Annotated in this window: 4 protein-coding genes; all 4 read right to left on the bottom strand. The window is 50.8% G+C overall.

Annotated elements, in window-relative coordinates; translation table 11 throughout:
- The coding region (locus tag FDW94_RS03800) for an amino acid ABC transporter ATP-binding protein (protein ID WP_137377185.1) at window positions 1–718 on the bottom strand (718 nt) is incomplete at its 3' end.
- The gene (gene gltK, locus FDW94_RS03805) at window positions 718–1,392 is read right to left on the bottom strand and encodes a glutamate/aspartate ABC transporter permease GltK (RefSeq protein WP_038638772.1); all 675 of its coding nucleotides are present in this window, start codon (window positions 1,390–1,392) and stop codon (window positions 718–720) included. The genes FDW94_RS03800 and gltK, both read right to left, overlap by 1 nt.
- Complete coding sequence (gene gltJ / locus FDW94_RS03810; RefSeq protein ID WP_003831316.1) at window positions 1,392–2,132, bottom strand: glutamate/aspartate ABC transporter permease GltJ; 741 nt, start codon at window positions 2,130–2,132, stop codon at window positions 1,392–1,394. Before gltJ ends, gltK begins: the two co-directional genes overlap by 1 nt.
- Window positions 2,133–2,291: 159 nt before the next feature.
- Complete coding sequence (gene gltI, locus FDW94_RS03815) at window positions 2,292–3,200, bottom strand: glutamate/aspartate ABC transporter substrate-binding protein GltI (RefSeq protein ID WP_137377157.1); 909 nt, start codon at window positions 3,198–3,200, stop codon at window positions 2,292–2,294.
- Between the last annotated feature and the right edge of the window lie 297 nt (window positions 3,201–3,497).

The raw sequence follows: 3,497 nt of genomic DNA on the forward strand, positions 1-3,497 counted from the left end.
GTATTTTCGCGAGGAAGTCTTTGGCACGGTCCGATTTCGGATTAGCGAAGAACTCTTCTTTCGGTGAGTCTTCAACAATTTTCCCTTCATCCATGAAGATCACCCGGTTCGCCACTTTACGCGCAAAGCCCATTTCGTGGGTTACCACCATCATGGTCATCCCTTCATTGGCCAGTTCAACCATAACGTCCAGTACTTCGTTGATCATTTCAGGATCAAGCGCCGACGTTGGTTCGTCAAACAGCATGGCGATAGGATCCATGCACAGCGCCCGGGCGATAGCGACACGCTGTTGCTGGCCCCCTGAGAGCTGAGCTGGAAACTTCTCCGCATGTGCTGACAGACCAACGCGTTCCAGTAACTTTTGCGCTTTGTCGCGGGCCGGCTTTTTATCGCGCTTGAGCACTTTTACCTGCGCCAGAGTCAGGTTCTCAATGATCGACAGATGCGGGAACAGTTCAAAGTGCTGGAACACCATACCAACGCGAGAGCGCAGTTTGGCCAGATCGGTTTTTTTGTCGTTCACCACGGTACCATCAACGGTGATGACGCCTTGTTGTACCGGCTCCAGCCCGTTCACCGTTTTGATAAGCGTTGATTTACCGGAACCTGAAGGGCCGCAGACCACCACCACTTCCCCTTTTTTCACTTCCGTGGAGCAGTCGGTCAGCACCTGAAAGTGACCATACCATTTAGAAACATTTTTCAGGGTAATCATTAAACTGTCCTTTTCTTCAAATAGCTGACCAACAACGATGCGCTCAGACTGAATACAAAATAAACGGCGCCAGCAAACAGGATCATTTCAACCTGTGTGCCGTCACGCTCGCCAATGGTGGAGGCGGTACGGAAGAAGTCTGCCAGACTTAATACATAGACCAGCGAGGTATCCTGGAAGAGTACGATGCCCTGGGTTAGCAGCAGCGGTACCATCGCGCGGAATGCCTGCGGCAGAATAATGAGCTTCATCGACTGCCAGTGGGTCATCCCTAGCGCCAGCGCGGCGCTGGATTGCCCACGAGAAATACTCTGGATACCGGCACGGATAATCTCGGAATAGTACGCGGCTTCAAACATCGAAAACGCGACCATTGCTGAGATCAGGCGAATATCGGTTTTTGGCGACAGACCCAGTACGTTTTGCAGGAAGCCGGGCACAATCAGGTAGAACCACAGCAGCACCATGACCAGCGGAATAGAACGAAATACGTTGACGTAACCTTTCGCAAACCAGGCTATCGGCGCGAAGCTGGACAGACGCATGACGGCCAGGATAGTTCCCCATACGATACCAATGACGACCGCCGTGACGGTAATTTTCAGCGTGATCATCAGCCCATCCAGCAGATACGGCAGGGAAGGGACAATAGAACTCCAGTCAAATTCGTACATTATTTGCCTCCCAAATTGCCAGGCAGGCGGATTTTACGTTCAACGAGATTCATCACCAGCATGATGACGGCGTTAATCAGGACGTAAGCCAGAGTGATAGCGGTAAACGATTCCCATGCGTGGGCGGAGTAATCCAGCAGTTTGCCCGCCTGTGCCGCCATATCGACCAGGCCGATGGTGGAGGCGATCGCGGAGTTCTTCACCAGGTTCATCATCTCTGAGGTCATTGGCGGAACAATCACGCGGTATGCGTTTGGCAGCAGAACATAACGATAAGCCTGAGGCAACGTCAGCCCCATCGCCAGTGCGGCGTTTTTCTGCCCACGAGGCAGAGACTGAATAGCGGCGCGAACCTGTTCGCAGACGCGCGCGGCGGTAAACAGCCCCAGACAAAGCATCGATGAAAGGAAGAACTGGATGTTGGGATCCAACTCAGCCTTGAACCACATCCCAATGTTTTCCGGCAGCAGTTCAGGAATAACCAGATACCAGGTAAAAAACTGGACGATGAGCGGAACGTTACGAAACAGCTCAACGTACAGCGTGCCGATCCCAGAAAGGAAACGATTTGGAACGGTACGTAAGATGCCGAATAAAGAGCCTATGAGGAAAGCGATAATCCATGCGGTGATGGATAACGCGACAGTGACCTGGAAACCACTCCAGAGCCAGCCGAGATAGGTGGTGTTGCCGAACGGGGCTTGTTGTAAAAAAATACCCCAGTTCCAGTCTATAGACATAAATCTACTCCAGAAAAAAAAGGGTAGCAGCGCTACCCTCGAAGATTGTTATTCGGCGTTTTGCGGTTTTCAGGCCTGATGGGGAACGACCATCAGGCTTATAGTCTGTCCGTGCCGAGTAACAATCGAGAGGGAGGGGAAGCCTCCCATTTATTTTAGTTAGTTAAGCGCTTTATCATTCGGTTCTTTGAACAGGGCTTTCATCTCGTCTGACAGTTCGAAATTCATGTTCAGGTTCTTCGGCGGAATTGGATTTTTAAACCACTTATCAAACCATTTCTCAGCTTCGCCTGAGGTTTGCGCCTTGGCGATAGTGTCGTCCATCAGCTTTTTGAACTCAGTATCATCTTTGCGCAACATACAGCCGTAGGCTTCCTGAGACTGTGGCTTGCCGACGATCTCCCAGTTGTCTGGTTTCTTCGCTTTCGCGCGCTCGCCAGCCAGCAGGGCGTCATCCATCATAAAGGCAACGGCGCGACCGCTTTCCAGAGTACGGAAAGAGTCACCGTGGTCTTTCGCGCTGATGATGCGCATATCCATTTTTTGTTCTTCATTCAGCTTGTGCAGCAGAACTTCGGAGGTGGTACCTGAAGTCACGACTACGGCTTTACCTTTCAGATCGGCGAAATCTTTAACGTCGCCGCCTTTTTTCGCCAGCAGACGGGTGCCGACAACGAAAATGGTGTCAGAGAAAGCCGCTTGTTTTTGGCGCTCGACGTTGTTGGTGGTGGATCCACATTCAAAATCGAAGGTGCCGTTTTGCAGCAGCGGGATACGGTTTTGTGAAGTAATCGGGATCAGTTTTACCTGCAGATCAGGCTTGTTCAGCTTTTTCTTCACGGCTTCAACGATCGCGTTGGAGTAATCCTGTGAATAACCGACCACTTTTTGCTGATTATCGTAGTAAGAAAACGGTACTGATGATTCACGGTGGCCGACAACGATCACGCCATTTTTGGCGATCTTATCCAGCGTGCTGCCTGCCGCTGGTGCTGCGTCTTCTGCGTGCGCCAGACCGGCGGACATTCCCATGACCAGCATGGCAGTGGCGAGCTTACGTAATTGCATATCCAACTCCTTTATCGTCTGCGCCAGGGACGCATTGATACCCATTGTGATGTTGTTATTGTTTGCTACTAAAACGTGCAGTCTTGTATGTGTTTGTTAACATTTAGTTTGGATGAATGTAAAGAATTTGCTGTGTTATTGTTTATTTTTGCGAAGTGCGCCGCACCATTTGGGGGCAAAAATATCTTGTTGCACTTTTCAGGTGCTACCGGCGCTCAACTTTGGTGCGACCAGGTTGCACATTCAGCCAAAACAGCGTTTGCCTTGTAGAACAAAGCAATAGACGTGCCAGAATGG

Source organism: Citrobacter sp. wls757 (assembly GCF_005280935.1).
Lineage (GTDB): Bacteria > Pseudomonadota > Gammaproteobacteria > Enterobacterales > Enterobacteriaceae > Citrobacter > Citrobacter portucalensis.